Below are 24585 nucleotides of genomic sequence, written 5' to 3'. Positions count from 1 at the left end.
ATCCCGTGGCTTGTACATAGCCGCTATCCGGCGGGGCGGTCGCGAGCCCGTGCGGTCCGGACGCCCTCCGGTCGCCCGGTCCTGCGCGCGCGGGGGTCAGGCGGGCCAGGCGCGTGTGGCTGCGTCGTCCACCGAGAGTTGCACGCGGCGCGGGTCGGCGAGGAAGGAGGGCGCGAGGCCGAAGCAGGACTGGAAGGTCCGGCTCATGTGTGCCGAGTCCGAGAAGCCGCCGGCCAGTGCCACCTGGGTCAGCGGCGCGCCCTCGCGCATCTGCTGGATCGCGCGGCGGATCTTGGCCCACAGGGCATAGCGCGTCACCGACAGGCCGGCCTGCTCACGGAAGAGGTGCGTGAGCCGGTCGGCCGACAGGCCCGCGATCTCGGCCAATGCGGGCAGGGGACATGCCTGTGGATCGCGGCGGATGGCCGCAGCCACCCGGCAGACGCGCGGGTCGAGGTTGCGCGTGCCTCCCGGGGCTGGCGGCGCGGCGCTGCCGATGATCCGCCGCAACGCCTCATCGCACAGCGTCTGCAGTTGGCTTGCATCGAGCTGGCCGTGCACGGCCCCTTCGCATGGCTGCGCCAGAGGCGCGAGAAGGTCGGGCGCCAGCACGTGAATGCGATTGCCGCCGAGCCGTTTGGCCAACAGACGGTGGGGGAGTGCGGCGGGGTCGATGTTGAGCGACAACAGGCCCCAGCGGCTTGCGTCCAGGCGGCGGGCCACCAAGGGCGGCACCCAGGCGGCGCTGGCCTGTACCCGCTCGCCATGGCCGGACACCAGCGTGAAGCTCCGGCCGGGAGGTGCGATCAGCACCGTGCCGCTCGCGCGGGCGGTGAGGCCGGAGGCGATGGCGTGAGTGGCGTAGAGGAAGCGGTCTTCCCAGAGATGCAGGTGCGCGTCGGACACGGTGAAGGAGCGAAGCCCGCCCGGAGTGTGCGGTCGTGCCCCTTCCTGGTGCGTCGGCAGAAACCCCGGGGCCGGGGCTCCCGCGCGTCAGTCGCCGAAGGATGCGGCGAGCGGCACGTCGATGACGATGTCGCTGCGCGCCTCGGCCACGCAGGGCAGGATCCATCCCTCCGCCCGTTCCTCGCGTGTCACGCCGGGCCATTCGATGGTGTGCACCACCGAACCCTCGCGCACCTGGCACAGGCAGGTGCGGCAGGTGCCGTTGCGGCAGGAACTGGGCAGCACCACGCCGACGTCCTCGGCCGCGCGCAGCAGGCTTCGGCCGGCTTCGGCGTTGAAGCGCAGGCCCGAGGGCTGGATGAGGACGCTGTAGGACATGGCAGCAAGCAGGCGAGGGGCGCAGTGTAGGGCTGGGGCGGCCGCGGCCGGGCAGCGACAATGGCGGCCCGATTTTTTAGAAGTTCTGAATGTCTCCGTACGAAGTCTGCCCCGCTGAAACCCGTGACGCCCGTGCCATCGCCGAGATTCACGCCGCCGCCGCCCGGGCCGTCTATCAAGGCCTGGTGCCCGACGACCAGCTCGACGCGCTGGTCGCGCCCGGCACCCGCGAAGCCAAGTGGCGCCAGGCCATCGAATTCGCCGAGCCGCAGGTGCTGGTCGCCGTGCAGGGCGACCAGGTGGTCGGCTTCGTTGGCTTCGACCGCTCGCGCGATCCCAAGACGCCGCCCACCACCGGCGAGATCTGGGCGCTGTACGTGCACCCCGACCATTGGGGCAAGGGCGTGGCCCTGCAGCTGTGGGATGCCGCCACCGAAGGCCTGGAGGACGAGGGCTGCACCACCGTCACGGCCTGGGTGCCGCTGCGCAACGAGCGCGCCCTCAACTTCTTCGAGCATCAGGTCGGCTTCAAGCGAGACATGAAGACCGCCAAGACCACGGCGCTGAACAGCACGGTGCGCATCGAGGAAGTGCGGCTGAAGCGCACGCTGGGTTGACGTCTGCGCTGACGCAGGACCGGCACGCCGCCCCTTAGGCTCCAGCGCGCAGCGAGCTTGCGCTGTGCCCCTGACCGAGAACTCCCGCATGGCCTCCAGTCTCCTCCTGCTGCTCGACGACATCGCCACCGTGCTCGACGACGTGTCGGTGCTCACCAAGGTGGCGGCCAAGAAGACCGCCGGTGTGCTCGGCGACGACCTGGCACTCAATGCCCAGCAGGTGACGGGCGTGAAGGCGAACCGCGAGTTGCCGGTGGTCTGGGGCGTGGCCAAGGGCTCGCTGCTCAACAAGGCCATCCTGGTGCCGGCAGCGCTGGCCATCGCGTCGTGGCTGCCCTGGCTGATCACGCCACTGCTGATGGTGGGCGGCGCCTTCCTCTGCTTCGAGGGCGTCGAGAAGCTGGCCCACAAGTTCCTGCACAAGGGCGAAGATGCGCAGGCACGCCGCGAGCATGTGCAGGCCATGGTGGAGGGCGGCGCCGATCCGGCACAGCTGGAGAAGGACAAGATCAAGGGCGCCATCCGCACCGACTTCATTCTCTCGGCCGAGATCATCGTGATCACGCTGGGCGCAGTGGAAGGTCAGCCTTTCCTCACCCAGTTGACGGTGCTGGCCGCCATCGCGGTGCTGATGACCGTGGGCGTCTACGGCCTGGTGGCCGGCATCGTGAAGCTGGATGACCTGGGCCTGTGGCTGACCCGCCGTTCCGGGGCGCTGGCGCGTACCGTGGGCCGCGGCCTGGTGGGCATGGCGCCCTGGCTGATGAAGGCCCTGTCGGTGCTGGGCACGGCCGCGATGTTCCTGGTCGGCGGCGGCATCCTGGTGCATGGCGTGCCGGCGGTGGGCCATGCGGTCGAGGGCTGGGCCCACCAGTTCGGCGGGTTCCCGGGCATGCTGCTGGGGCTGTTGGCCAATGCGGCTATCGGCATCGTGGCCGGGGTTGTCGTGCTCGCGGCGGTCGAACTCGTCAAGCGGCTCAAGCGAGGTGCATGAGCGTCCCGGTGGGCATCGGATGCTGGGCTGGCGCTCAGCGGCGCCGGCGCCACAGCGCCACGCCCATCAGCGCCACGCCGAGGATCACCGCGAACCAGCCGACGGTCTGGGCGCCGCCGATCATCTCGCGCCAGCCCGGCGACTTGAGCCACATGGGCGCCAGCAGCACCACCACGCCGATGAAGGCGCACATGGCACCGCGCATCAGCATCTGGTCGTCGTTCTTCTTGGCCATGGAATGGGGTCTCGGAAGGGGAAGAAGCTGCCGTGCGGACGAAAAAAAGCGCGGACGTGCCGCGCTTTCGCCGTCTGGCAGGCCGATCAACCCTGGTGGGCGCGCTTGCCCGGGTTCTTCTTGCTGCGGGTGGCGGTGCCGCGTTCCAGGCTGCGCTTCTGCCCGCCGCCGCTGCGCATGACGATGGCGCCCGGCAGGGGCTTGGTGGCCTTGCGGTCGGCTTCGGTGACGATCTTGTTGCCCATGGTGAGTACTCCTTGCTGGACGAGGTGACGAAAATGCGAAACCCCGTATTGTGGCGCCTCGCGCCAGGCTTCTGGGCGCGCGACCCTGCAGGGGCTGCCGGATTGCGCTCCAATCGCGCGGCGGCGCCTGCGTCGCCACGCACTTTCCGCATGACTTTTCCTCGTCTCTCCCACCCCGCCTCGGCTGCTTCCTGCCTGGTCGCTGCGCTGTTGGCCGTCGCGATGGCCGGCATGGCGCCGGCCGCCCGGGCGCAGGCCGATGTGCGCGACTTTCCGGCCGCGGCGCTGCGGCTGCTGCAAGCCGAGCAGGCCGCCATCGACCGCGCCGTGGCCGAGCGCGACCGCGACCAGTTCGAGGTCTCCATGGGCCGCACCCTGGCCTTCACCGAGGCCTGGGACTTCAAGAGCCATGCCAATCCGGCCCTGGCGCCCTACGCCGCCTGCACCGAGGCCATTGCCGACCTGCACGTCGTGGGCCTGTGCCGCATGCTGCCCGCCGCAGAAGGCTGCAAGCCTTCGCCCGCGCCACAGCTGGCCGACAACATCAACCGCTGCCGACAACTGGCCACGCCATGAACACCACTGCTTCCCGCCCGCCGATCGAGATCGAGACCGGGCCCGATCCCCGCGCCACCGTGCTGCTGATGCATGGCCTGGGCGCCGATGGCAACGACTTCGTGCCCATCGTGCGCGAGATGAAGGAGGCATTGGCGCCCATCGGCCCGGTGCGCTTCGTCTTCCCCAACGCGCCGGTCCAGCCCGTGACCATCAACGGTGGCTATGCCATGCCGGCGTGGTACGACATCCTGGGCCCCGGCCGGCCTGAAGACGAGGCCGGCCTGCGCCAGTCCATGGCCACGCTCGAGGGCCTCCTGGCCCGTGAGCGCGAGCGCGGGATTCCCAGCGAGCGCACGGTGATCGCCGGCTTCTCGCAAGGTTGCGCGATGGCGCTGCTCACCGGTCTGCGGCATGCCTCGCCGCTGGCCGGCATCGTGGGCCTGTCGGGCTACCTGCCGCTGGCGGACCGCACGGCGGCCGAGCGTCATCCGGCCAACCAGGCCACGCCGATCTTCCTGGCCCACGGAACGCGCGACAACGTCGTGGTGCTGCCCCGGGCCGAGCATGCGCGTGACACGCTGCTGGGTCTGGGCCACGCGGTCGAATGGCACGCCTACCCCATGGAGCACAGCGTGTGCATGGAAGAAATCGGCGACATCGCCGCCTTCCTGCAGCGCGTTCTTGCCTGAGTCAACGCAACTGCCGCACGAGGACGAGGGGCCCTGAAAAGGGCGAGAGGACCCTCGGCGGCAGGACTCGGCGGCCGGTGTTACCGTCCGCCCCGAACCCCAGATTTGAGACGATGCACATGAACAGACTTCAACAACGTCTGGGCGGCCTGGCGCCGACCCGGCTCCAGGGCATCCGTCGCGGCATCGAGAAGGAAAGCCTGCGCGCGCAGCCGGATGGCAAGCTCGCGCTCACGCCGCATCCGGCCGCGCTGGGCAGCGCGCTCACGCATCCGCACATCACCACCGACTTCAGCGAATCGCAACTCGAGCTGATCACCGGCGTGCATGCCGACGTCGACGCCTGCCTGGCCGAATTGACCGAGGTGCACCAGTTCACCTACCGCGTGCTGCGCGAAGCCTGCGGCGAGGAAATGATGTGGGTCTCCAGCATGCCCTGCGGCCTGCCGTCGGACGAGACCATTCCGCTGGGTCGCTACGGCACCTCCAACGTTGGGCGCGCCAAAAGCGTCTACCGCATGGGCCTGGGCCATCGCTACGGCCGGCGCATGCAGACCATCTCGGGCATCCACTACAACTGGTCCATGCCCGAGGTGTCGAGCGAGGACTACTTCGCGCTGATCCGCAACTTCCGCCGGCAGGCCTTCCTGCTGCTGGTGCTGTTCGGCGCTTCGCCGGCGGTGTGTGCGAGCTTCGTCGAAGGCCGGCCGCATGCGCTCGAGCCCATCGGCGAATACACCATGCACAAGCCCCATGCGACGTCGCTGCGCATGGGACGCCTGGGCTACCAGAGCGAGGCGCAGGCTTCGCTCTTCGTGAGCTACAACGGACTCGATGGCTACGGCGCCTCGCTGGCCGATGCGCTGACGCGGCCCTATGCACCCTACGAGGCCATCGGCGTGCGCAATCTGGGTGGCGAGTACAACCAACTCGCCACCACGCTGCTGCAGATCGAAAACGAGTTCTACGGCACCATCCGGCCCAAACGCGTCATCTTCCCGGGCGAGCGGCCGTTGCATGCCCTGCGCGAGCGTGGCGTGGAGTATGTGGAAGTGCGGCTGATGGACCTCGACCCCTTCGAGCCCGTCGGCATCAGCGCCCAGACCATGCGCTTCCTGGACGTGTTTCTGCTCCAGTGCCTGCTGCGCGAGAGCCCGCCCGACAGCCGCGACGAGATCGTCGAGATGAAGCACAACCAGCACCTGGTGGCCGAGTCCGGCCGCCAGCCCGGCCTGACGCTGCGCCGCGGCGGGCAGGAGGTGCTGCTGGCCGACTGGGGCCGCGAGATCCTGACCGAATGCCGGCCCATCGCGGAAGCCATGGATGCGGCGCTGGGCGGCGGCGATGCACATGCACGCGCGGTGGAGGCCGCCATTCAGTCGCTGGCGCAGCCCGACACGCTGCCGTCAGCCCGGGTGCTGCAAGCCATGGCGGCCTCGCATGCGGACTCCTTCACCGGCTTCGCGATCGAGCGTTCGCGCCAGGCGCAGCTCGCCTTGCTGGACATGCCCTGGACGCCCGAGCAGCAGTCCCGCTATGAGGCCATGAGCGCCGACTCGGTCCAGGCCCAGCGGCAGATCGAGGCCGCCGACACGATGCCCTTCGAGGAATACCGCCAGCAGTACACCTCGCCGGGCCGGCTCGGGCTGCGGCCGGTCAAGGGCGACGTGCTGCTCGCCATCTGAGCGGCTGGGCGCGAGCGCCCCTGTTCTCCCAGTCACGAATCCGTCACAACCCTGAGCGCCAATCGGGGCCGCCTGCCGCACGGTGCGCAGGCCACAACGACGGATGAAGATGAGCAAGAGAACACGACATGCAATGAGGGGTTGGGCGGCGATGGCGGGTGCAGGCCTGCTGCTGGCGGCCTGCGGCGGCGGTGGCGGTAGCAGTGCCTGGGTGCCGGTCACCGGCACTTCGTCGAGCGGCGGCAGCACCGCGGGCAGCGGCAACACCGGCACGGGCACCTCGACGCCCACCGCCACGACCGGCTTCTTCCTCGATGCCGCCGTCGAAGGCCTGGACTACCAGGCCGGCAGCGCCGCCATTGCGCAGACCGATGCGCAGGGTCGCTTCCAGTGCAAGCCGGGCGAGACCGTGCGCTTTCGCGCCGGTGCGCTCGAACTCGGCAGCGCCGCATGCGGCAGCGTGGTCACCCCGCTCACCCTGGCTGGCCTGGCCAACGGCGCCGTCGGCGTGCAGGCCGATGCCGTGGTCAATCGCCTGCTGGCGCTGCAGTCGCTCGATGACGATGGCGACCCGTCCAACGGCATCCGTCTGACCTCCGAGCTCAAGGCACGCCTCAAGGCCGGCGCGCTCGACTTCTCGGCCACGGCCGCCGACTTCAACACGTCGCTGCAGACGCTGCTGGCCGGCCTGTCGGCACCCTGGGCGGCACGCACCGTGGACGACAGCCGCCGCCTGCTGGCGCGCGAGCATTTCGAGAACACGCTCGCCGCGGCCATCGGTACGCCGGTGGCCTTCCCGTACACGCAGACCAATGCCCTGGGCACGCTGGGCGTGAGCGTGACGCGCTATCAACTGATGGCCGACGGCAAGTACTACGTGCCCTATGAAGGCACGCAGGCGGCCGTGCGGGCCGACTTTCCCATGGGCTTCCTGCCCGCCTATGGCTCCGGCCTGGCTTTCAAGGGCAAGGCCGACGACGGCGCGCTGGAGTTCTATGCCGTGACCGACCGTGGCCCCAATGGTGACGGTCCCACGGTGCCGGTGCCCGGCGACAGCAGCGGCGCGACCAGCGTCAGCAAGGTCTTCCCGGCGCCGTCGTTCGCGCCCAGCTTCGGCCTGATCCGCGTCGGCAAGGGCGGCGCCGTGCTGGCCTCGAGCACGCCGCTGCGCGTGGATGCGCAGACCAAGGCCACGGGCCTGCCGCCCAAGGCGGGCAGCGTGGGCTCCACCGGCGAGATCCCGCTGACCGACACCTATGTCTTCGATGCGACCAAGTCCGGCTTCGATGCCAACGGGCTCGACCCGGAATCGATGGTGTACGACAAGGCCCGCAACGTGCTGTGGACCAGCGACGAATACGGCCCCTTCGTTGCCCGCGTCAACATCGCCACCGGCGTGATCGAAAAGAAGTACGCGCCGGGCAACGGCCTGCCGGCCATCTTCGCCAAGCGGCGGCTGAACCGCGGCATGGAAGGCCTGACGCTCGATGTGGCCACTGGCCGGCTGCATGGCTTCCTGCAGAGTCCCATCGATCCCAAGGACGCCAACGGCAAGTCGCTCAAGGCCAAGCCGCCGGGCGGCAGCAACACCGACGTGCGCCACATCGCGAAGTTCGCGCGCTGGGTGGAATTCGATCCGGCGACGGAGACCTCCAAGTCCTATGCCTATCCCATCGATGGCTCGGCCTACGACAAGGACCGCACCGGCAACGCCAAGCTGGGCGACGTGGTCAGCCTGGGCAACGGGCGCTTCATCGTCATCGAGCAGGGCGCGCGCAAGAGCGACGGCAAGGTGATGAACAAGCTGATGCTGGTGGTGCTGCCGGCCGGCGCGACCGACATCGCCGCCATGGACGAGAACCTGGAGATCAGCAGCATCATCCAGGCCGCCTCCAACGGCGTGAGCTACGCGGGCGTGGTGCCGATGCAGAAGACCGAGCTGCTGGACCTGAATGCGCTGGGCTGGCTGGCCGAGAAGGCCGAAGGCCTCGCGCTGGTGGACGACAACACGCTGGCCCTGGTCAACGACGACGACTTCGGCCTGTCGACGGTGCTGCTGGACGCCAACGGCAACAAGGTCGACGGCAGCGTCGAGGACTGCACCTTCGACGCCAGCGGCCACATCGTCAGCGGCTGCCCGAGTGGCGTGGTCAAGGCCCGCATCACGCGCGGCAGCGACCTGGAGCGGCCCACGCGCGTCTGGCTCATCAAGCTGGACCGCGCGCTGTCGGGGCTGCGACTGCCGAGTTGATCCTGTGGGCAGAGCCGGGGTTCACTCCCTCTCCCCTTGCGGGAGGGGCCCCACGGCGGCCCATGACGACCGCCTTGCGGCCAGGACTTGTCGCAGGACCCTTGCGGTCCTCCCGGCCTTCAGCCTGCCCGGGTCGGCCATCCCTGCAGATGCCGCTCGGCCAGCTGCGTCAGCGCGGCCATCCAGTCCGCGTCCTCGTTCAGGCAGGGGATGTAGTGGAAGGCCTCCCCGCCCGATTCGAGGAAGGCCTCGCGGGCCTCCATGGCGATCTCTTCCAGCGTCTCCAGGCAGTCGGCCGGAAAGCCCGGGCACATCACGTCCACGCTCTTCAGACCCTGCTTGGCCAGCTCGCGCAAGGTGGGCTCGGTGTAGGGCTGCAGCCATTCGGCGGCGCCGAAGCGCGACTGGAAGGTGGCGCGCCAGGCGTCGGCGGGCAGGCCCAGCCGTGCGGCCAGCAACTCGGCCGTGCGCAGGCATTGCTGCTCGTAGGGGTCGCCCAGCTTGATGTTGCGCGCCGGGATGCCATGGAAGCTCATCACCAGCATGGCACCGCGTCCGTGGGCCTGCCAGTGGCGCTCCACGCTGCGGGCCAGGGCGTCGATGTAGGCCGGGTCGTCGTGGTAGTCGGCCACGAAGCGCAGCTCGGGCACGCGCCGGGCCCGGCCGCACCAGGCGTTGACGGCGTCGACCATGCTGGCCGTGGTGGTGCCCGAGTACTGGGGATAGGCCTGCAGCACCAGCACGCGATGGATGCCGGCGTCCGCCAGCTGCTGCAGCCGCGTCTCGACCGAAGGTTCGCCATAGCGCATCGCGTGCATCACCTGCACCTGCCCGTGTCCCGCCTGCGCGAGGCCATCACCGAGCAGCCGGGACTGCGCTTCGGTGTGCACTGCCAGCGGCGAGCCTTGCGGCGTCCAGACGGTGGCGTACTTGGCCGCGGACTTGGCGGGGCGCACCCGCAGGATGATGCCGTGCAGGATCGGCAGCCAGGCGGCGCGTGGGATCTCGACCACGCGCGGATCGCCCAGGAACTGGGCCAGATAGGGCCGCACGGCGGCGGCGGTGGGGGCGGCCGGCGAGCCCAGGTTGCACCAGAGGACGGCCGCGCCGGCGGAAGGGGACGAAGGAGGCATGCGGTATTCTGGTGCATGCCCGAGACATTCACGGCCGGCCTGGACTTGCCGCGCATCGCCGCCATCACCCTGGACCTGGACGACACCCTGTGGCCCGTGTGGCCGACCATCGAGCGCGCCGAAGGCGTGCTGCATCAATGGCTGCAGCAGCATGCGCCACGCACGGCCGAACTGGTGGCCTCGCCAGCCGAACTGCGCGCGCTGCGCATCGCCACCGAGAAGGAGCGCTCCGACCTCGCGCACGACCTGGCCGCCCTGCGGCGAGAATCGATCCGCTTGGCCCTGCGCCGCGCCGGCGAGGACCCGGCCCTGGCTGAGCCCGCCTTCGAGGTCTTCTATGCCGAGCGCCAGCGCGTGGTGCTGTACGAGGACGCGGCCCCGGCGCTGGACTGGTTGGCCGCACGCTATCCGCTGGTCGCGGTCTCCAACGGCAATGCCGACCTGGCCCTCACCGGCGTGGACCGCTGGTTCCGCGGCGGGTTGAGCGCCTACCGCTTCGGCGTCGCCAAGCCGCATGCGGCCATCTTCCATGCCGCGGCCGCGTCGGTGGACGTTTTGCCGGAGCAGGTGCTGCATGTGGGCGACGATGCGGCGCTCGATGTGACCGGCGCCCTGAACGCCGGCATGCAGGCCGCCTGGCTGGTGCGCGACGAGCGGCCATGGGCCGAAGGCGCCCGGCCCCAGCTGATCGTGCCCGACCTGCGTGCGCTGTGCGTGGCGCTCGGCGCCTCGGCCGACCTGCGCTGAGCCGCGAGCTGCACTCCGGGCAATCCCGAGGATTCCTTGGGGAACCTTTGCGCCACGCAGGCGCACCCACTGGCGGCCGCGGCGAGACGCGGCCACTTTTTTTCCATTCACACCTCTTTGGACAAAGGACCGATTCCGATGATGTTTGCCCCCGCCCTGCGCCTTTCGACCCCACGCCTCGTGCTCATGCTGCTGCTGATGCTGGCCACCGTGTCGAGTGCGTGGGCCAGGGAAATGGTGAGTGCCGCGCGCGACGGCACCATGCTTCGCGCCGGCCCCGGAACGAAGCATGAGGCACGCTGGAGTGTGGACCGCGGCTACCCGCTGGAAGTGCTGCGCCGCCAGGGTGGCTGGCTGCAGGTGCGCGACTTCGAGGGCGACCGCAGCTGGGTGGCACGCTCGGTCACCACCCGCCAGCGGCATGTGGTGTCGACGGCCGGCCGGCTCAACATCCGTGCCACCGCCAGCCTGAAGGCGCGCATCGTGGCGGTCGCGGAATACGGCGAGGTGCTGCGCGTGACGGGCAGCCAGGGCGACTGGCTGAAGGTGCGCAGCAGCCACGGCCGCGTGGGCTGGGTGTCGAAGAAGCTGACCTGGGGCTATTGAAGCGCCGCAGCCGCGGCCAACCCGCTGCGGGCTGCGCCTTCGAGCGTGGCAGGGTAGGGGCCTTCGACATGGTCGCCACAGGCGAGCAGTCCGGGCGCCACCGCCATCGCGGGCCGGACGAGCCCTGGCCGGCAGGCAAAGGTGGCACGCTTCTCGACCACCGTGAGCACGGGTTCCAGCCCCCGCCAGCCGAGTTGCGCGGCCGCCTGGGCCAGGACCTGGGCGGTGAGTGTTTCCCGGCCGACGCTGCACGCACTGCAGACGAAAGCGGCCATCGCCGCGTGGCCGCGCAGCCGCTGCAGGTCGAAGACGAACTGCGCCGGCTGATCGGTGCCCGCAGACAGGGCGCGCAGCGGCGTCCCCTCCGCGAGGCCCGGCGCGTGTCGCAGGTAGACAGTGCCGATGGGCACATGGTCCAGCGCGCGCGCCGCAGCGGCCCAGGCGGGCGCGATGCTCTCGGCCAAGCGTGCGCCTTCCCAGGCGGAAGTCGCCAGCACGATCCGATCGAACGCTTCGCCGTCGATGCGCCATCCCCCGGCCGCCCGCGCGAGTCCATCGACCCGGGTGCCAAGGCGGAGCGTCGTCCCTTGTGCGTCCAGCCAGCCGGCTGCCGCATCGGGCAGCAGCGCGCCCAGATCCACGCGTGGCAACAGCAGGTCGGCACCGCCGCGTTCGCCGAACAGGGCATCGCGCAGCACGCGCAGGAAGACGGTGCCGCTGGCTTCATGCATGGGCGTGTTGAGCGCGGACACGCACAGCGGCTCGACCAGCAGTTGCTGCACGGCCGGCGCCAGGTCGCTGCAAAGATCGGCGACGCTGGCGGAGGGATCGCAGGCGAAGCCGGCGCGGCGCCAGCGCGCCGCCGTGCGCAGCAGCGAGAGCTTGTCGCGCCAGGTCCATCCGCGGGCGGTGGCGATGGCGACGGCCAGGTCCAGCGGCGGTGGCAGTCGGGCGGGCACCTTCAACCCGCGGCCGTCGGCATGGCGCAGGTCGAGCGGCTGGCGCTCCAGCACGGCCTCGGGCGAGATGCCCAGCTCGCGCATCAGGCCCAGCGTCGCGGTGTAGGCACCGATCAGGATGTGCTGGCCGTTGTCCAGTGGTAGGCCGTTGGCCTCGACGCGGCGCGCCCGGCCGCCGAGCTGGCGGGCACTTTCGAAGACGGTGACGCGGGCGCCGGCCCGCGTGGCGGCCACGGCACAGGCCAGACCCGCCCAGCCAGCGCCGATGACGGCGAGCTTCATGCGGGCCCGCGCAGCGACAGAGCCACCCCGGCGCCTGGCGCCATGCCGTGCGGTGAGCGCGGGGCGGCCTTCACAGCCGGCCCAGCGCCTGCACCTTCCACGCCAGCCACAGCTTGCGCAGCGGCGTCAGGCCGATGCGCTGGTCCAGCACCTTGAAATCCTCCGACTCGATCTCGCGCAGCAGCGTGCGGTAGATGCTGGCCATCATCAGACCGGGCTTCTGGCTGCGGCGGTCGGCGGCCGGCAGCAGTGCCAGCGCCTCGTCGTAGGCGGCATGCGCGCGCTGCGCCTGGAAGCGCATCAGCGCCACGAAGCGCTCGGAATGCACGCGGCCCAGCACCTCGTGCGCCTTGACGTCGAACTGCTGCAGCTCATTGACCGGCAGGTAGATGCGGCCGCGCCGCGCGTCCTCGCCCACGTCGCGGATGATGTTGGTGAGCTGCAGCGCCAGCCCCAGCTTGTGGGCGTAGGCGGTGGTGGCGGGGTCGGACTGGCCGAAGATGCGCGCCGCCACCTCGCCCACCACGCCGGCTACCAGGTGGCAGTAGCGCGCCAGGCCGGGGAAGTCGAGATAGCGCGTCTGCTGCAGGTCCATCTCGCAGCCTTCGATCACCTGCTGCAGCTGCACGGCCTCGATGCCGAAGGTGGCGGCATGCGGCATCAGCGCCTTCATGGCGGGATGGCGCGGCTCGTTGGCGAAGGCCTGGGCCACCTCGGTGCGCCACCAGGCCAGCTTGGTGGCGGCCACGCCAGGGTCGGTCACCTCGTCGACCACATCATCCACCTCGCGGCAGAAGGCATAGAAGGCGGTGATGGCCGCGCGGCGCTCCGGTGGCAGGAAGAGGAAAGCGTAATAGAAGCTGCTGCCCGAGGCGGCGGCCTTGTCCTGGACGTATTGCTCGGGGGTGCTCATTGGGCGCAGGCGGCTCGGAGGGGGCGGGTCATTGGGCCGGCGATTGTCGGGGATCGCCATGACGATGCCGCCGGCCGTGCGGCGCGGCGGATCGGGCGCCTCGGCGGCGGCGTGCGGGGCGCGCCTGCCGGGGCTCAGGCCCGCATGCGCAACGCGCGCCAGAGCAGTCGCGGCGCGTCCGCCTTGCCGACCGTGGGCCGCCGGCGGAAGCTGTCGAAGCCCTGGGCCTCGATCTTGTCGAGGATGGCGAGTCCGCCCTGCACCACCATCCGCAGCTCCCAGCCGATGCGCCCGGGCAGGCGGTGGACCAGCGGCGCGCCTTCGCGCATCAGCGCGCGCGCCCAGTGCACCTCGTCGGCGACCAGCGCCAGGGCCACGGGCGGCGGTGCGGCACTGGCCAGCGGCGCGAAGCGGGCGAAGTCGGCCCGCTGCAGCCCATGCGCGGCGCAGTCCGCGAGCGGCAGGTACAGGCGGCCGCGCCGCAGGTCCACGCCCAGGTCCTGCCAGAAGTTGACGAGTTGCAGGGCGCTGCAGATGGCATCGCTCTGCCGCAGGGCCTGGGTGTCGTGCACGCCGTACAGGTGCAGCAGCAGCCGCCCCACCGGGTCGGCGGAGCGGCGGCAGTAGTCCAGCAACTCGGCGCGGTCGGCATAGGCGCGGGCGTCGCGGGTGAAGGCGATGTCCTGGGCGAAGGCGTCGAGCAGGTCGGCCAGTAGCCGATGGGGCAGGGCGAAGCGGCGCACTTCATGGGCCAGCGGCCCGAAGACCTGGGGCCAGCGTGCCGAGGGGGTCGCAGCCGCGAAGACGGCGTCCAGGTCCGCGTGATAGGCGCTCAGCTCGGCGAGCCGCTGCGCCGGCGTGGCATCGCCTTCGTCCGCGATGTCGTCGGCGGTGCGGGCAAAGTGGTAGATGGCGGCAATGGGCGGCCGCAGCCGCGGCGGACACAGCCACGACGCGACGGGGAAGTTCTCGTAATGGTCGGGCGCCGCGGCCTGGGTAGGCATCGGCGATGCGGGGGCGGGAGGCATCCGGGCATTGTGCGCGGCACCTGTGGCTTTCCTGACCGCGCGCCGACTTCCCACCTTGGTCCGACCCGGCGCAGCGCTATGCTGCCCCCCAGCCCGACTTCCCTCACGCCCCATGGCTTCCGCTCCTGCCGTTCCCGTGCCCCAGGGCGCCTCCGCTTCCGCCCATCCCGCCGGCCCGGCGCTCATGGTGGCGGCACTCGGCGTGGTGTTCGGCGACATCGGCACCTCGCCCCTCTATGCCTTCAAGGAGACGCTGAACTCGGAGCATGGCGTGGCCTTCACCACGGGGGCCGTGCTGGGCCTTCTGTCGCTGATCTTCTGGGGCCTGATGGTGGTGGTGACGCTCAAGTACGTGGTCTTCGTGCTGCGGGCGGACCACGACGGCGAAGGCGGCATCCTGGCGCTGCAGGCCCTGGCCCGCCATGCGGCTGGCTCGCCCGACCGGCGGGGGCGCACGCATCCCGCCATGGTGACGGCCACCATCGGCCTGGGCTTGCTGGGCGCCGCCATGTTCTATGGCGACAGCCTGATCACGCCGGCCATCTCGGTGCTGTCCGCGGTGGAGGGCCTGGAAGTGCAGGCGCCCGCGCTGCAGCGCTGGGTGATTCCGCTCACGCTGGTGATCCTGGTGCTGCTGTTCATGGTGCAGCGCCGCGGCACCGGGGCGGTGGGCAAGGTGTTCGGGCCGGTGATGCTGCTGTGGTTCGGCACACTCGGCGTCAGCGGGGCGATGCAGGTGATCGAGCAGCCCGCCGTGCTGGAGGCGCTGGACCCGCGCCATGCGGTGCGATTCCTGGTCGAGCACCGGGCCCAGTCGCTGGCCGTGCTGGGGGCGGTGTTCCTGGCCTTCACCGGCGGCGAGGCGCTGTACGCCGACATGGGCCACTTCGGCGCGCGGCCGATCCGGCTCGCCTGGCTGCTGATCGCGCTGCCGGCCCTGGTGCTCAACTACTTCGGCCAGGGCGCGCTGGTGCTGGCCGATCCACAGGCGGTGGACAACCCCTTCTTCCGGCTCTTCCCGTCCTGGGCGCTGCTGCCGGTCGTGGGCCTGGCCGCCATGGCCACCGTGATCGCCTCGCAGGCGGTGATTTCTGGCGCTTTCTCGCTGACGGCGCAGGCGATGCGGCTGGGTTACCTGCCGCGCATGCGCGTCGTGCAGACCTCCGGCGAATCCATCGGGCAGGTCTACGTGCCGGTGATCAACTGGCTGCTGATGGTGGGCGTGCTGTTGCTGGTGCTGGGCTTCCGCAGCTCGAGCGCGCTTTCGGCCGCCTACGGCATCGCCGTGTCGATCACCATGGTCACCACCACGCTGCTGGCCGGGCTGGTGGCCTGGCGGCTGTGGCACTGGAACCGCGTGGCGGTGCTCCTGGGCGTCATCGTCTTCGTGGGGGTGGATCTGGCCTTCGTCGTGGCCAACACGCTCAAGGTGGCCGACGGCGGCTGGCTGACGCTGGCCGTGGCGGTGGTGGCGATGGTGCTGTTCAGCACCTGGGCCAAGGGCGTGCGGCTGACGCGCGCCGAGCTGGTGGCCGAGCTGATTCCGCTGCCAGATTTCGTCGATTCGCTGGTGCTGGAGATGCCCTTCCGCGCGCGCGGCACGGCTGTCTTCCTCACGGCCGATGCGCTGTCGGTGCCGCATGCCCTGTTGCACAACCTGCACCACAACCAAGTGTTGCACGAGCAGGTCTTCGTGATGCAGATGCTGGCTTGCGAGACGCCGCGCGTGCCGGCGCGCGAGCGCATCGAGGCGCAGAACCTGGGCCACGGCATCTGGGCGGTGAAGGTGCGCTACGGCTTCATGGAGCCGCCGAACGTCCCGGAGTTCGTGCGCATGCTGGCCTACCAGAAGGGGCTGGCGGTGGAGTCGATGGCCACCTCGTATTTCATCTCCCGCGCCTCCCTGGGCCGGCGGCGGCTGCCGGCGTTCAGCGGCATGCGGCAGGCGCTGTTCAGCTGGCTGCAGCGCAACGCCGGCCGCGCCTCGGACTACTTCCATCTGCCGGAGAACCGGCTGGTGGAAATGGGTCAGCGCCTCTAGCGCCTTTCCTTCCCCCTCCGCTCGACTGGCGGCCGGCCGGCCGCTGCGCGTTGCGTCGGAGCGATTGACAGCCCGAAGGCCCTTCCCCGAAGATTGCTGACTCGTCGGTCATTAATTGTGGCCGGTGCCTCAACCCCTTGTTCCGCCGCCCGCTCACGGCCGGCGCCAGGCCATGCCTCATACGACTACCAACCGGGCTCCGCGGGGCCTCGTGCCGGGATTCCTCGCGCTCGGCGCCTTTGCGGCCCTCCTCGCAGGCTGCTCGCGCCAGCCGGCCCAGGAGGAACCCGTGCGCGCCGTCAAGCTGATGACGGTGGCGGTCACCCCCTTTGCGAGCGAGCCCGAATTCGCCGGCGAGGTGCGCGCGCAGGTCGAATCGCGCCTGGGCTTCCGCGTCGGCGGCAAGGTGCTGCGGCGGCAGGCCGAGCTGGGCCAGCGGGTGAAGGCGGGCCAAGTGCTGGCTGAGCTGGACCCGCGCGACCTGCGCCTTTCCGTGGAGGCCGCCCAGGCCCAGGCCAGTGCCGCGCGTACCCAGCGCGACCTGGCCGAGGCTGACCTCGCGCGTTACCGCGAACTGCGCGCCAAGAACTTCATCAGCGCTGCGGAGATGGAACGCCGCGAGGCCAGCTTCAAGTCCGCCCAGGCACAGTTCGACCAGTCGCGGGCGCAGCTCAGCGCCCAGGGCAACCAGGCCGGCTATGCCGTGCTGACCGCCGATGCGCCGGGCATCGTGACCGCGGTCGACGCCGAGCCCGGCCAGGTGGTGGCGGCCGGCACGCCGGTCGTGCGGGTGGCGCTGGACGGCCCGCGCGATGTCGTCTTCGCCGTGCCGGAGGACCGTGCGCCGCAGGTGCGCATCGGTTCCGCCGTGGCGGTGCGCGGCTGGTCGCCCGGCACCGAGACGCTCGAAGGCCGCGTACGCGAGGTGGCCGCCAGCGCCGACCCCGTCACCCGTACCTACACCGTGAAGGTGGCGGTCGACGCCGCGCAGGCGCCGGCGCTGGGCGCCACCGTCTATGCCAAGCCGCGCGCGCTGTCGCTGGCTGGCACACCCGTCATCAAGCTGCCGACCAGCGCGCTGCGCCAGGAAGGACCGGGCTCGGCCGTCTGGGTGCTGGATCCGGCCAGCATGACGGTGAAGTCGCAGCCAGTGGAAGTCGCCACGGCCGACGGCAACGAAGCGGTGATCGCCAAGGGCCTGGCGCCCGGCATGCAGGTGGTCACGGCCGGGGTGCATGTGCTCGCGCCGGGGCAGAAGGTGACGGTCTACCGGGACCGCTATGCCACGCAGGAGGGCGGCGCATCTGTCGCCCCGGCGGCGGTCAAGGCCGGCAGCGGAGCCCGCTGATGTCCGCCGCCCCGTCCGAGAAGCCCTCGGGCTTCAACCTTTCCGCCTGGGCGCTCGACCATGCGCCGCTCACGCGCTACCTGATGGTGGTGCTGATGGTGCTGGGCTTCGCGGCCTACTTCCAGCTGGGGCAGGACGAGGATCCGCCCTTCACCTTCCGCGCCATGGTCGTGCGCACCTATTGGCCCGGCGCCACCGCGCAGCAGGTGGCCGAGCAGGTCACCGACAAGATCGAGCGCACGCTGCAGGAAGTGCCCTATGCCGACAAGATCCGCAGCTACTCCAAGCCCGGCGAGTCGCAGGTCGTCTTCGAGCTGAAGGACGCGGCGCGGCCTTCGGAGGTGCCGCAGGTCTGGTACACGGTGCGCAAGAAGATCGGCGACATGCGCTACACGCTGCCCGGCAACATTCAGGGGCCGTTCTTCAACGACGACTTCGGCGACGTGTACGGCGTGATCTACGCGCTGCGGGGTCAGGGCTTCAGCCCGGCCGAGCTCAAGACCGTGGCCGACGACCTGCGCCTGCGCCTGCTGCGCGTGAAGGACGTGGCCAAGGTCGAGCAGTTCGGCGTGCAGGACGAGAAGGTCTTCGTCGAGGTCTCGCAGAAGCGGCTGGCCCAGATGGGTCTGGACCTCAATGCCGTGCTGCAACAGCTCGGCGCCCAGAACGCGGTGGAGAGCGCCGGCACCATCCGATCGCCGCAGGACGTGCTGCAGGTGCGCGTCGGCGGCCAGTTCACCGACCTCGACCAGCTGCGCGCCATGCCCATCCGCGGCAGCTCGGGCAACCAGCTGCGGCTGGGCGACATCGCGCGCGTGGAGCGCGGCTATGTCGATCCACCCAGCGTCAAGGTGCACTACCAGGGCGATCCGGTGATCGGGCTGGGCATCTCGATGATGAAGGGCGGCGACATCATCGCGCTGGGCAAGGCGCTGCAGGAGACGGTCGCCCAGGTCAACACCCAGCTGCCCGCCGGCATGCGGCTCGACCAGGTGCAGGACCAGCCGGCGACGGTGGCCACCTCGGTCAACGAGTTCGTCAAGGTGCTGATCGAGGCGGTGGTCATCGTGCTGGGCGTGAGCTTCATCGCGCTGGGACTGCACAAGGGCGGACGCTTCGGCTGGCACATCGACTGGCGGCCCGGCCTGGTGGTGGGCATCACCATTCCGCTGGTGCTGTCGGTCACCTTCCTGGCGATGAACTACTTCGGCATCGGGCTGCACAAGATCTCGCTGGGCTCGCTGATCATCGCCCTGGGCCTTCTGGTGGACGACGCCATCATCGCGGTGGAGATGATGGTGCGGAAGATGGAGGAGGGCTACGACAAGCGCCGTGCCGCCACCTTCGCCTACGACGTGACGGCCATGCCGATGCTCACCGGCACGCTGATCACGGCGGCGGGCTTCCTGCCCATCGGCATCGCCAAGTCGACGACGGGCGAATACACCTTCGCGATCTTCGCGGTGACGGTCATCGCGCTGCTGCTGTCGTGGATCGTGTCGGTGTACTTCGTCCCCTACCTCGGCACGCTGCTGCTCAAGGTCAAACCGCACGACCCCGACGCGCCTCCGCACGAGCTCTTCGACACGCCTTTCTACAACCGCTTCCGCAGTGCGGTGGGCTGGTGCGTCAACCACCGCTGGATCACCATCGGCGCCACGCTGGCCGTGCTGGCGCTTGGCATTCTGGGCATGACGCGGGTGCAGCAGCAGTTCTTTCCCGACTCGAACCGGCCGGAGATCATGGTCGACGCCTGGTTTCCCGAAGGCACCGCCTTCGAGGCCAACGAGGCCGTGGTCAAGCGGCTGGAGCGGCGCCTGATGGAGCAGGAAGGCGTGCAGAGCGTGGCCACCTGGATCGGCTCGGGCGCCCCGCGCTTCTACCTGCCGCTGGACCAGACCTTTCCGCAGAGCAACGTCTCCCAGTTCATCGTGCTGACCAAGGACCTGAAGGCCCGCGACGCCGTGCGCCGCCAGCTGCCGACCCTGCTGGCGCAGGAGTTTCCGGAGGTGCGCGGCCGCGTCAAGCTGCTGGCGAGCGGACCGCCGGTGCCGTACCCGGTGCAGTTCCGCGTGGTGGGCGACGACCCGGCCACGTTGCGGCGCCTGGCCGACGAGGTCAAGGCCGAGGTCCGCAGCAATCCGTCGATGGTGGGCGTCAACGACAACTGGAACGAGTCGATCAAGTCGATCCGCATGGACGTCGACCAAGCCAAGGCGCGCGCGCTGGGCGTGACCAGCCAGTCCATCGCCCAGGCCTCGCGCGGCATCTACACCGGCAATCCCATCGGCCAGTACCGCGAGCAGGACAAGCTGATCGACATCGTGCTGCGCCAGGCCCGCGAGGAGCGCGATGCGATCTCCGATCTGACGGATGCCTATGTGACGACCGCGTCCGGTCGCTCCATTCCACTCTTGCAGATCGCCCAGCCGCATTTCGCGTGGGAGCCGGGCGTGATCTGGCGCTGGAACCGCGCCTATGCCGTCACCGTGCAGGGCGACGTGGTGGACGGCATGCAGGGCGCGACTGTCACCCAGCAGCTGATGCCTGCGCTGCGCGCGCTGGAGGCGAAGTGGCAGGCCCGCGGCGAGCCGCCGGTGCGCATCGAAGTGGCCGGCGCGGTGGAGGAGAGCAGCAAGGGGTCGGCCTCGATCATGGCCGGCATTCCGATCATGCTGTTCGCCGTCTTCACGCTGCTGATGCTGCAGCTGCACAGCTTCAGCCGGGCGCTGCTGGTCTTCCTGACGGGTCCGATGGGCATCGCGGGCGTGGCTGCGGCGCTGCTGCTGCTGGACCGGCCTTTCGGCTTCGTCGCCATGCTGGGCGTCATCGCACTGATGGGGATGATCCAGCGCAATTCGGTGATCCTGATCGACCAGATCGAGCTGGATCGCGCGGCCGGCGTGCCCGCGCGGCGCGCCATCGTCGAGTCGGCGGTACGGCGGCTGCGACCGATCGTGCTGACGGCGGCGGCAGCCGTGCTGGCGATGATCCCGCTGTCGCGCAGTGTGTTCTGGGGGCCGATGGCGGTCGCCATCATGGGTGGGCTGATGGTGGCCACGGCGCTGACGCTGCTCGCGCTGCCGGCCATGTATGCGGCCTGGTTCCGCATCGGCCACGACGATGCCTTGGCGCCGTCGGAACCGGACACACCGGCCGCTCCTGCGGCTGCGCATTAGGGACTTGCGCAAGGCCGAAAGCGCATTCGAACCCGATTAGAATGCGCGATTGACCAATTTCAGGCAGGCGGTGCGTGGCGGGTGATCCCCGCGGCCGTCGGTGCACCCGAGGCGGTGCTCCAAGCCTCTAGTTTGTTGTCAGGGCGGCCCTGCCTTTGCGGCGAGGCCGCCCTGTTCATCATCCACCATCGGCTGAAAAGTCCGGAGCTGCGCGGGTGGCGAAATTGGTAGACGCACCAGGTTTAGGTCCTGACGCCAGCAATGGTGTGGGGGTTCGAGTCCCCCCCCGCGCACCAGCATCCTTCATTTGGAAGAGATTCACACCATGACCGTGAACGTTGAAACCCTCGAGAAGCTCGAGCGCAAGATCACCCTGACGCTCCCCGTGGAGACGATCCAGGCGGAAGTCGATTCGCGGCTCAAGCGGCTGGCCCGCACCGTCAAGATGGACGGCTTCCGTCCGGGCAAGGTGCCCATGAGCGTCGTGGCCCAGCGCTACGGCTACTCGGTGCAGTACGAGGTGATGAACGACAAGGTCGGCCAGGCCTTCTCGCAGGCCGCCAACGAGGCCAAGCTGCGCGTCGCCGGCCAGCCCACCATCACCGAGAAGGAAGGCGCCCCTGAAGGCCAGGTGGCCTTCGACGCCGTCTTCGAGGTCTACCCCGAGGTCAAGATCGGCGACCTGGCCGAAGCCGAGGTCGAGCGCGTCTCGACCGAAGTGACCGACGAGGCCATCGACCGCACCGTCGACATCCTGCGCAAGCAGCGCCGCACCTTCGGCCTGCGCTCGCAAGACAGCGCCGCGGCCGACGGCGACCGCGTGACGGTCGACTTCGAAGGCAAGATCGACGGCGAGCCCTTCCAGGGCGGCAAGGCCGAGGACTTCCAGTTCATCGTCGGTGAAGGCCAGATGCTCAAGGAGTTCGAGGACGCCGTGCGCGGCATGAAGGTCGGCGACAGCCGCACCTTCCCGCTGGCCTTCCCTGCCGACTACCACGGCAAGGACGTGGCGGGCAAGCAGGCCGACTTCATGGTCACCGTCAAGAAGATCGAGGCCGCCAACCTGCCCGAGATCGACGAGGCCTTCACCAAGTCCCTGGGCATCGGCGAAGGCACGGTCGAGGCGCTGCGTGACGACATCCGCAAGAACCTCGAGCGCGAAGTCAAGTTCCGCCTGCTGGCGCGCAACAAGACGGCCGTGATGGACGCGCTGCTGGCCAAGTCCGAGCTGGACCTGCCCAAGTCGGTGGTCCAGTCCGAAATCGACCGCATGGTCGAAGGCGCGCGTGCCGAGCTCAAGCAGCGCGGCATCAAGGACGCCGACAAGGCCCCGATCCCCGCCGACGTGTTCCGTCCGCAGGCCGAGCGCCGCGTGCGCCTGGGCCTGGTGGTGGCCGAGCTGGTGCGTGCCAACAGCCTCGAAGCCAAGCCTGAGCAGATCAAGGCCCACATCGAAGAGCTGGCGTCCAGCTACGAGAAGCCGGCCGACGTGGTGCGCTGGTACTACGGCGACAACCGCCGCCTGGCCGAGGTCGAGGCCGTGGTCATCGAGAACAACGTGACCGAATTCGTCCTGGGCAAGGCCAAGGTCAGCGACAAGGCCGTCGGCTTCGACGAGCTGATGCAGCAGCAAGGTTGATTGCCTTCTGATCGTTCCTTCGTGGGGCTTGTGCCGTGCGGCACAGGCCCCATTTGCTTTCCAGCACCGGCTTCGCGGGCGGCAATGTCCGTCGCCTGAAACCCGGCATGCGGCGCAGTACAGTTGCGCCATCTTTTGCGGAGAAACCCAATGAGTGCACAGGAAACCCAAGCCCTCGGCCTGATCCCGATGGTCATCGAGCAGTCGGGCCGTGGCGAGCGGTCCTTCGACATCTACTCGCGCCTGCTCAAGGAGCGCGTCGTGTTCCTGGTGGGCGAGGTCAACGATCAGACCGCCAATCTGGTGGTCGCGCAGCTGCTGTTCCTGGAAAGCGAGAACCCGGACAAGGACATCTCGCTGTACATCAACTCGCCGGGCGGCAGCGTGACGGCGGGCATGTCGATCTACGACACCATGCAGTTCATCAAGCCCGACGTGTCGACCATGTGCCTGGGCTTCGCGGCCAGCATGGGCGCCTTCCTGCTGGCGGCTGGCGCGCCCGGCAAGCGCTACTCGCTGCCCAACTCCAAGGTCATGATCCACCAGGTGCTGGGCGGTGCCCGCGGCCAGGCCACGGACATCGAGATCCAGGCGCGCGACATCCTGCGTACCAAGGACCAGATGAACCGCATCCTGGCCGAGCGCACGGGCCAGCCGCTGGAGAAGATCAAGAACGACACCGAGCGCGACTACTACATGACCGCCGACGAAGCCAAGGACTACGGCATCGTCGACCAGGTCATCTCGCGGCGCGGCTGATGCGGGCGCACCGGCGGTAATGCCGGTGTCCGTCCTAGGAAAAACGGCGTTTTTCCCTGCGGAAAACGCCGTTTTTCCTTTCGCTATCATTGGTTCATTACTGTTTTGGGCATCCGTTCATGGCCGAGAAAAAAGGCTCTTCCAGCGAGAAAACGCTTTATTGCTCCTTCTGCGGCAAGAGCCAGCACGAGGTCAAGAAGCTGATCGCCGGCCCTTCCGTTTTCATCTGCGACGAGTGCATCGACCTGTGCAATGAGATCATCCGCGACGAACTGCCCGCGGGCGGCGATGCGCGCGAGCAGGGCCGCGGCGATCTGCCGACGCCGACCGAGATCAAGGGCAACCTCGACAACTACGTGATCGGCCAGGAGGCTGCCAAGCGCATGCTCGCGGTGGCGGTCTACAACCACTACAAGCGCCTCAAGCACAAGGAACGGGCCAAGGGCGAGGACGTCGAGCTGTCCAAGAGCAACATCCTGCTCATCGGTCCGACCGGCTCCGGCAAGACGCTGCTGGCCCAGACGCTGGCCCGCCAACTCGACGTGCCTTTCGTCATGGCGGACGCCACCACGCTGACGGAGGCGGGCTACGTGGGCGAGGACGTCGAGAACATCATCCAGAAGCTGCTGCAGAGCTGCAATTACGACGTCGAACGCGCCCAGCGCGGCATCGTCTACATCGACGAGATCGACAAGATCTCGCGCAAGTCCGACAACCCGAGCATCACCCGCGACGTGTCCGGCGAGGGCGTCCAGCAGGCGCTGCTCAAGCTGATCGAAGGCACCATGGCCAGCGTTCCGCCGCAGGGCGGGCGCAAGCATCCCAACCAGGATTTCCTGCAGATCGATACGACCAACATCCTGTTCATCTGCGGCGGCGCCTTCGCCGGCCTGGAGAAGGTGATCGAAGCGCGTACCGAGGCGTCGGGCATCGGCTTCGGTGCCCTGGTGCGCAGCAAGCAGCAGCGCAGCCTGACCGAGGTGTTCGGCGAGGTCGAGCCCGAGGACCTGATCAAGTTCGGCATCATTCCGGAGCTGGTCGGCCGTCTGCCGGTGGTGGCCTCGCTGGCCGAGCTGAGCGAGGACGCGCTGGTGCAGATCCTGACCGAGCCGCGCAACGCCGTCGTCAAGCAGTTCGCCAAGCTGCTGCAGATGGAAGGCGTGGAGCTGGAGGTGCGTCCGGCCGCCCTGCGCGCCGTGGCCCGCAAGGCGCTGGCACGCAAGACCGGTGCGCGCGGTCTGCGCTCCATCCTTGAAGGTGCCCTGATCGACACCATGTTCGATCTTCCCACGGCGTCCAACGTGGAAAAGGTGGTGGTCGACGAGTCGACCATCGAAGAAAACAAGGCGCCGCTTCTCGTCTATCGCGAGGCGGCCAAGAAGGCCTGAAGAGG

At 69.4% G+C, this 24585-nt stretch carries 22 protein-coding genes and 1 tRNA gene; 15 read left to right on the top strand and 8 right to left on the bottom strand.

Annotated elements, in window-relative coordinates; genetic code table 11:
- Positions 1–96: 96 nt before the first annotated feature.
- Together DFR41_RS12575 and DFR41_RS12570 are read right to left on the bottom strand one after the other, a co-directional pair.
- Positions 97–906: a helix-turn-helix domain-containing protein gene (locus DFR41_RS12575; RefSeq protein WP_017759936.1), complete on the bottom strand. Its 810-nt coding sequence runs from the start codon at positions 904–906 to the stop codon at positions 97–99.
- Between the two features lie 87 nt (positions 907–993).
- Positions 994–1296: a 2Fe-2S iron-sulfur cluster-binding protein gene (locus tag DFR41_RS12570; RefSeq protein ID WP_425326701.1), complete on the bottom strand. Its 303-nt coding sequence runs from the start codon at positions 1294–1296 to the stop codon at positions 994–996.
- 77 nt (positions 1297–1373) lie between these two features.
- On the opposite strand from DFR41_RS12570, the gene DFR41_RS12565 reads away from it, so the two are divergent.
- The gene (locus DFR41_RS12565) at positions 1374–1901 is read left to right on the top strand and encodes a GNAT family N-acetyltransferase (protein ID WP_017759938.1); all 528 of its coding nucleotides are present in this window, start codon (positions 1374–1376) and stop codon (positions 1899–1901) included.
- Positions 1902–1989: 88 nt separating this feature from the next.
- Complete coding sequence (locus tag DFR41_RS12560) at positions 1990–2895, top strand: DUF808 domain-containing protein (RefSeq protein WP_017759939.1); 906 nt, start codon at positions 1990–1992, stop codon at positions 2893–2895.
- A gap of 34 nt (positions 2896–2929) precedes the next feature.
- Here DFR41_RS12560 and DFR41_RS12555 read toward each other — a convergent pair whose 3' ends face one another.
- Together DFR41_RS12555 and DFR41_RS27690 are read right to left on the bottom strand one after the other, a co-directional pair.
- Complete coding sequence (locus tag DFR41_RS12555; protein ID WP_017759940.1) at positions 2930–3130, bottom strand: hypothetical protein; 201 nt, start codon at positions 3128–3130, stop codon at positions 2930–2932.
- A gap of 86 nt (positions 3131–3216) precedes the next feature.
- On the bottom strand, positions 3217–3375 hold the full coding sequence (locus tag DFR41_RS27690) for a hypothetical protein (RefSeq protein WP_017759941.1): 159 nt from the start codon (positions 3373–3375) through the stop codon (positions 3217–3219).
- A gap of 150 nt (positions 3376–3525) precedes the next feature.
- Between DFR41_RS27690 and DFR41_RS12550 the strand changes: the two genes are divergently transcribed.
- From DFR41_RS12550 to DFR41_RS12535, 4 genes are all read left to right on the top strand, one after another.
- On the top strand, positions 3526–3951 hold the full coding sequence (locus tag DFR41_RS12550) for a hypothetical protein (RefSeq protein WP_147284345.1): 426 nt from the start codon (positions 3526–3528) through the stop codon (positions 3949–3951).
- The gene (locus DFR41_RS12545; RefSeq protein ID WP_114802926.1) at positions 3948–4622 is read left to right on the top strand and encodes an alpha/beta hydrolase; all 675 of its coding nucleotides are present in this window, start codon (positions 3948–3950) and stop codon (positions 4620–4622) included. Before DFR41_RS12550 ends, DFR41_RS12545 begins: the two co-directional genes overlap by 4 nt.
- Positions 4623–4741: 119 nt before the next feature.
- A complete protein-coding gene (gene gshA / locus DFR41_RS12540) occupies positions 4742–6307 on the top strand; it encodes a glutamate--cysteine ligase (protein ID WP_114803111.1) in 1566 nt (521 codons plus the stop codon).
- Between the two features lie 133 nt (positions 6308–6440).
- The gene (locus DFR41_RS12535; RefSeq protein WP_114802925.1) at positions 6441–8558 is read left to right on the top strand and encodes an esterase-like activity of phytase family protein; all 2118 of its coding nucleotides are present in this window, start codon (positions 6441–6443) and stop codon (positions 8556–8558) included.
- Between the two features lie 119 nt (positions 8559–8677).
- Here the strand turns inward: DFR41_RS12535 and hemH are convergent, their stop codons facing one another.
- Positions 8678–9691 carry a ferrochelatase gene (gene hemH, locus DFR41_RS12530; RefSeq protein ID WP_114802924.1) on the bottom strand — a complete coding sequence of 338 codons (1014 nt, stop codon included), beginning with the start codon at positions 9689–9691 and terminating at the stop codon, positions 8678–8680.
- Positions 9692–9706: 15 nt separating this feature from the next.
- On the opposite strand from hemH, the gene DFR41_RS12525 reads away from it, so the two are divergent.
- Both DFR41_RS12525 and DFR41_RS12520 read left to right on the top strand, forming a co-directional pair.
- Positions 9707–10438 (top strand): HAD-IA family hydrolase, encoded by a 732-nt coding sequence (locus DFR41_RS12525; protein ID WP_114802923.1) that lies wholly within the window; start codon positions 9707–9709, stop codon positions 10436–10438.
- Between the two features lie 138 nt (positions 10439–10576).
- On the top strand, positions 10577–11044 hold the full coding sequence (locus DFR41_RS12520) for an SH3 domain-containing protein (RefSeq protein ID WP_114802922.1): 468 nt from the start codon (positions 10577–10579) through the stop codon (positions 11042–11044).
- Here DFR41_RS12520 and hpnE read toward each other — a convergent pair.
- The 3 genes from hpnE to hpnC all read right to left on the bottom strand — a co-directional run bounded on the left by hpnE (position 11038) and on the right by hpnC (position 14202).
- Positions 11038–12285 (bottom strand): hydroxysqualene dehydroxylase HpnE, encoded by a 1248-nt coding sequence (gene hpnE, locus DFR41_RS12515; protein WP_114802921.1) that lies wholly within the window; start codon positions 12283–12285, stop codon positions 11038–11040. The genes DFR41_RS12520 and hpnE overlap by 7 nt on opposite strands.
- Positions 12286–12355: 70 nt before the next feature.
- Entirely contained in the window at positions 12356–13198 is an 843-nt protein-coding gene (gene hpnD, locus DFR41_RS12510; protein ID WP_017758431.1) for a presqualene diphosphate synthase HpnD, read from the bottom strand.
- Positions 13199–13332: 134 nt separating this feature from the next.
- A complete protein-coding gene (gene hpnC / locus DFR41_RS12505; protein ID WP_244917732.1) occupies positions 13333–14202 on the bottom strand; it encodes a squalene synthase HpnC in 870 nt (289 codons plus the stop codon).
- A 136-nt stretch (positions 14203–14338) separates the two neighbouring features.
- Between hpnC and DFR41_RS12500 the strand changes: the two genes are divergently transcribed.
- From DFR41_RS12500 to clpX, 7 genes are all read left to right on the top strand, one after another.
- Positions 14339–16267 carry a potassium transporter Kup gene (locus tag DFR41_RS12500; RefSeq protein WP_425326699.1) on the top strand — a complete coding sequence of 643 codons (1929 nt, stop codon included), beginning with the start codon at positions 14339–14341 and terminating at the stop codon, positions 16265–16267.
- A 172-nt stretch (positions 16268–16439) separates the two neighbouring features.
- Positions 16440–17615 (top strand): efflux RND transporter periplasmic adaptor subunit, encoded by a 1176-nt coding sequence (locus DFR41_RS12495; RefSeq protein WP_114802918.1) that lies wholly within the window; start codon positions 16440–16442, stop codon positions 17613–17615.
- A complete protein-coding gene (locus tag DFR41_RS12490) occupies positions 17615–20794 on the top strand; it encodes an efflux RND transporter permease subunit (RefSeq protein WP_114802917.1) in 3180 nt (1059 codons plus the stop codon). The genes DFR41_RS12495 and DFR41_RS12490 overlap by 1 nt, the downstream gene beginning before the upstream one ends.
- 209 nt (positions 20795–21003) lie before the next feature.
- Positions 21004–21090, top strand: a tRNA-Leu gene (locus DFR41_RS12485).
- Between the two features lie 29 nt (positions 21091–21119).
- Complete coding sequence (tig, locus tag DFR41_RS12480; protein ID WP_043112358.1) at positions 21120–22433, top strand: trigger factor; 1314 nt, start codon at positions 21120–21122, stop codon at positions 22431–22433.
- A 150-nt stretch (positions 22434–22583) separates the two neighbouring features.
- Positions 22584–23192 carry an ATP-dependent Clp endopeptidase proteolytic subunit ClpP gene (gene clpP, locus DFR41_RS12475; protein ID WP_043112356.1) on the top strand — a complete coding sequence of 203 codons (609 nt, stop codon included), beginning with the start codon at positions 22584–22586 and terminating at the stop codon, positions 23190–23192.
- A 119-nt stretch (positions 23193–23311) separates the two neighbouring features.
- Positions 23312–24580 carry an ATP-dependent Clp protease ATP-binding subunit ClpX gene (gene clpX, locus DFR41_RS12470; RefSeq protein ID WP_114802916.1) on the top strand — a complete coding sequence of 423 codons (1269 nt, stop codon included), beginning with the start codon at positions 23312–23314 and terminating at the stop codon, positions 24578–24580.
- The last annotated feature ends 5 nt before the right edge of the window (positions 24581–24585 follow it).

It is taken from the genome of Pseudacidovorax intermedius (assembly GCF_003350475.1).
Taxonomy (GTDB): domain Bacteria; phylum Pseudomonadota; class Gammaproteobacteria; order Burkholderiales; family Burkholderiaceae_C; genus Xenophilus; species Xenophilus intermedius.
Note: the sequence above shows the minus strand (reverse complement) of the source record. Positions and strands in the feature narration are given on the sequence as shown.

What these genes read in the sequence shown, in the direction of transcription:
- DFR41_RS12565 (WP_017759938.1), top strand. Translation starts at nt 1,374, where the DNA reads ATGTCTCCGTACGAAGTCTGCCCCGCTGAAACCCGTGACGCCCGTGCC.
- DFR41_RS12560 (WP_017759939.1), top strand. Translation starts at nt 1,990, where the DNA reads ATGGCCTCCAGTCTCCTCCTGCTGCTCGACGACATCGCCACCGTGCTC.
- DFR41_RS12555 (WP_017759940.1), bottom strand. Translation starts at nt 3,130, where the DNA reads ATGGCCAAGAAGAACGACGACCAGATGCTGATGCGCGGTGCCATGTGC.
- DFR41_RS27690 (WP_017759941.1), bottom strand. Translation starts at nt 3,375, where the DNA reads ATGGGCAACAAGATCGTCACCGAAGCCGACCGCAAGGCCACCAAGCCC.
- DFR41_RS12550 (WP_147284345.1), top strand. Translation starts at nt 3,526, where the DNA reads ATGACTTTTCCTCGTCTCTCCCACCCCGCCTCGGCTGCTTCCTGCCTG.
- DFR41_RS12545 (WP_114802926.1), top strand. Translation starts at nt 3,948, where the DNA reads ATGAACACCACTGCTTCCCGCCCGCCGATCGAGATCGAGACCGGGCCC.
- gshA (WP_114803111.1), top strand. Translation starts at nt 4,742, where the DNA reads ATGAACAGACTTCAACAACGTCTGGGCGGCCTGGCGCCGACCCGGCTC.
- DFR41_RS12535 (WP_114802925.1), top strand. Translation starts at nt 6,441, where the DNA reads ATGAGGGGTTGGGCGGCGATGGCGGGTGCAGGCCTGCTGCTGGCGGCC.
- hemH (WP_114802924.1), bottom strand. Translation starts at nt 9,691, where the DNA reads ATGCCTCCTTCGTCCCCTTCCGCCGGCGCGGCCGTCCTCTGGTGCAAC.
- DFR41_RS12525 (WP_114802923.1), top strand. Translation starts at nt 9,707, where the DNA reads ATGCCCGAGACATTCACGGCCGGCCTGGACTTGCCGCGCATCGCCGCC.
- DFR41_RS12520 (WP_114802922.1), top strand. Translation starts at nt 10,577, where the DNA reads ATGATGTTTGCCCCCGCCCTGCGCCTTTCGACCCCACGCCTCGTGCTC.
- hpnE (WP_114802921.1), bottom strand. Translation starts at nt 12,285, where the DNA reads ATGAAGCTCGCCGTCATCGGCGCTGGCTGGGCGGGTCTGGCCTGTGCC.
- hpnD (WP_017758431.1), bottom strand. Translation starts at nt 13,198, where the DNA reads ATGAGCACCCCCGAGCAATACGTCCAGGACAAGGCCGCCGCCTCGGGC.
- hpnC (WP_244917732.1), bottom strand. Translation starts at nt 14,202, where the DNA reads ATGCCTACCCAGGCCGCGGCGCCCGACCATTACGAGAACTTCCCCGTC.
- DFR41_RS12500 (WP_425326699.1), top strand. Translation starts at nt 14,339, where the DNA reads ATGGCTTCCGCTCCTGCCGTTCCCGTGCCCCAGGGCGCCTCCGCTTCC.
- DFR41_RS12495 (WP_114802918.1), top strand. Translation starts at nt 16,440, where the DNA reads ATGCCTCATACGACTACCAACCGGGCTCCGCGGGGCCTCGTGCCGGGA.
- DFR41_RS12490 (WP_114802917.1), top strand. Translation starts at nt 17,615, where the DNA reads ATGTCCGCCGCCCCGTCCGAGAAGCCCTCGGGCTTCAACCTTTCCGCC.
- tig (WP_043112358.1), top strand. Translation starts at nt 21,120, where the DNA reads ATGACCGTGAACGTTGAAACCCTCGAGAAGCTCGAGCGCAAGATCACC.
- clpP (WP_043112356.1), top strand. Translation starts at nt 22,584, where the DNA reads ATGAGTGCACAGGAAACCCAAGCCCTCGGCCTGATCCCGATGGTCATC.
- clpX (WP_114802916.1), top strand. Translation starts at nt 23,312, where the DNA reads ATGGCCGAGAAAAAAGGCTCTTCCAGCGAGAAAACGCTTTATTGCTCC.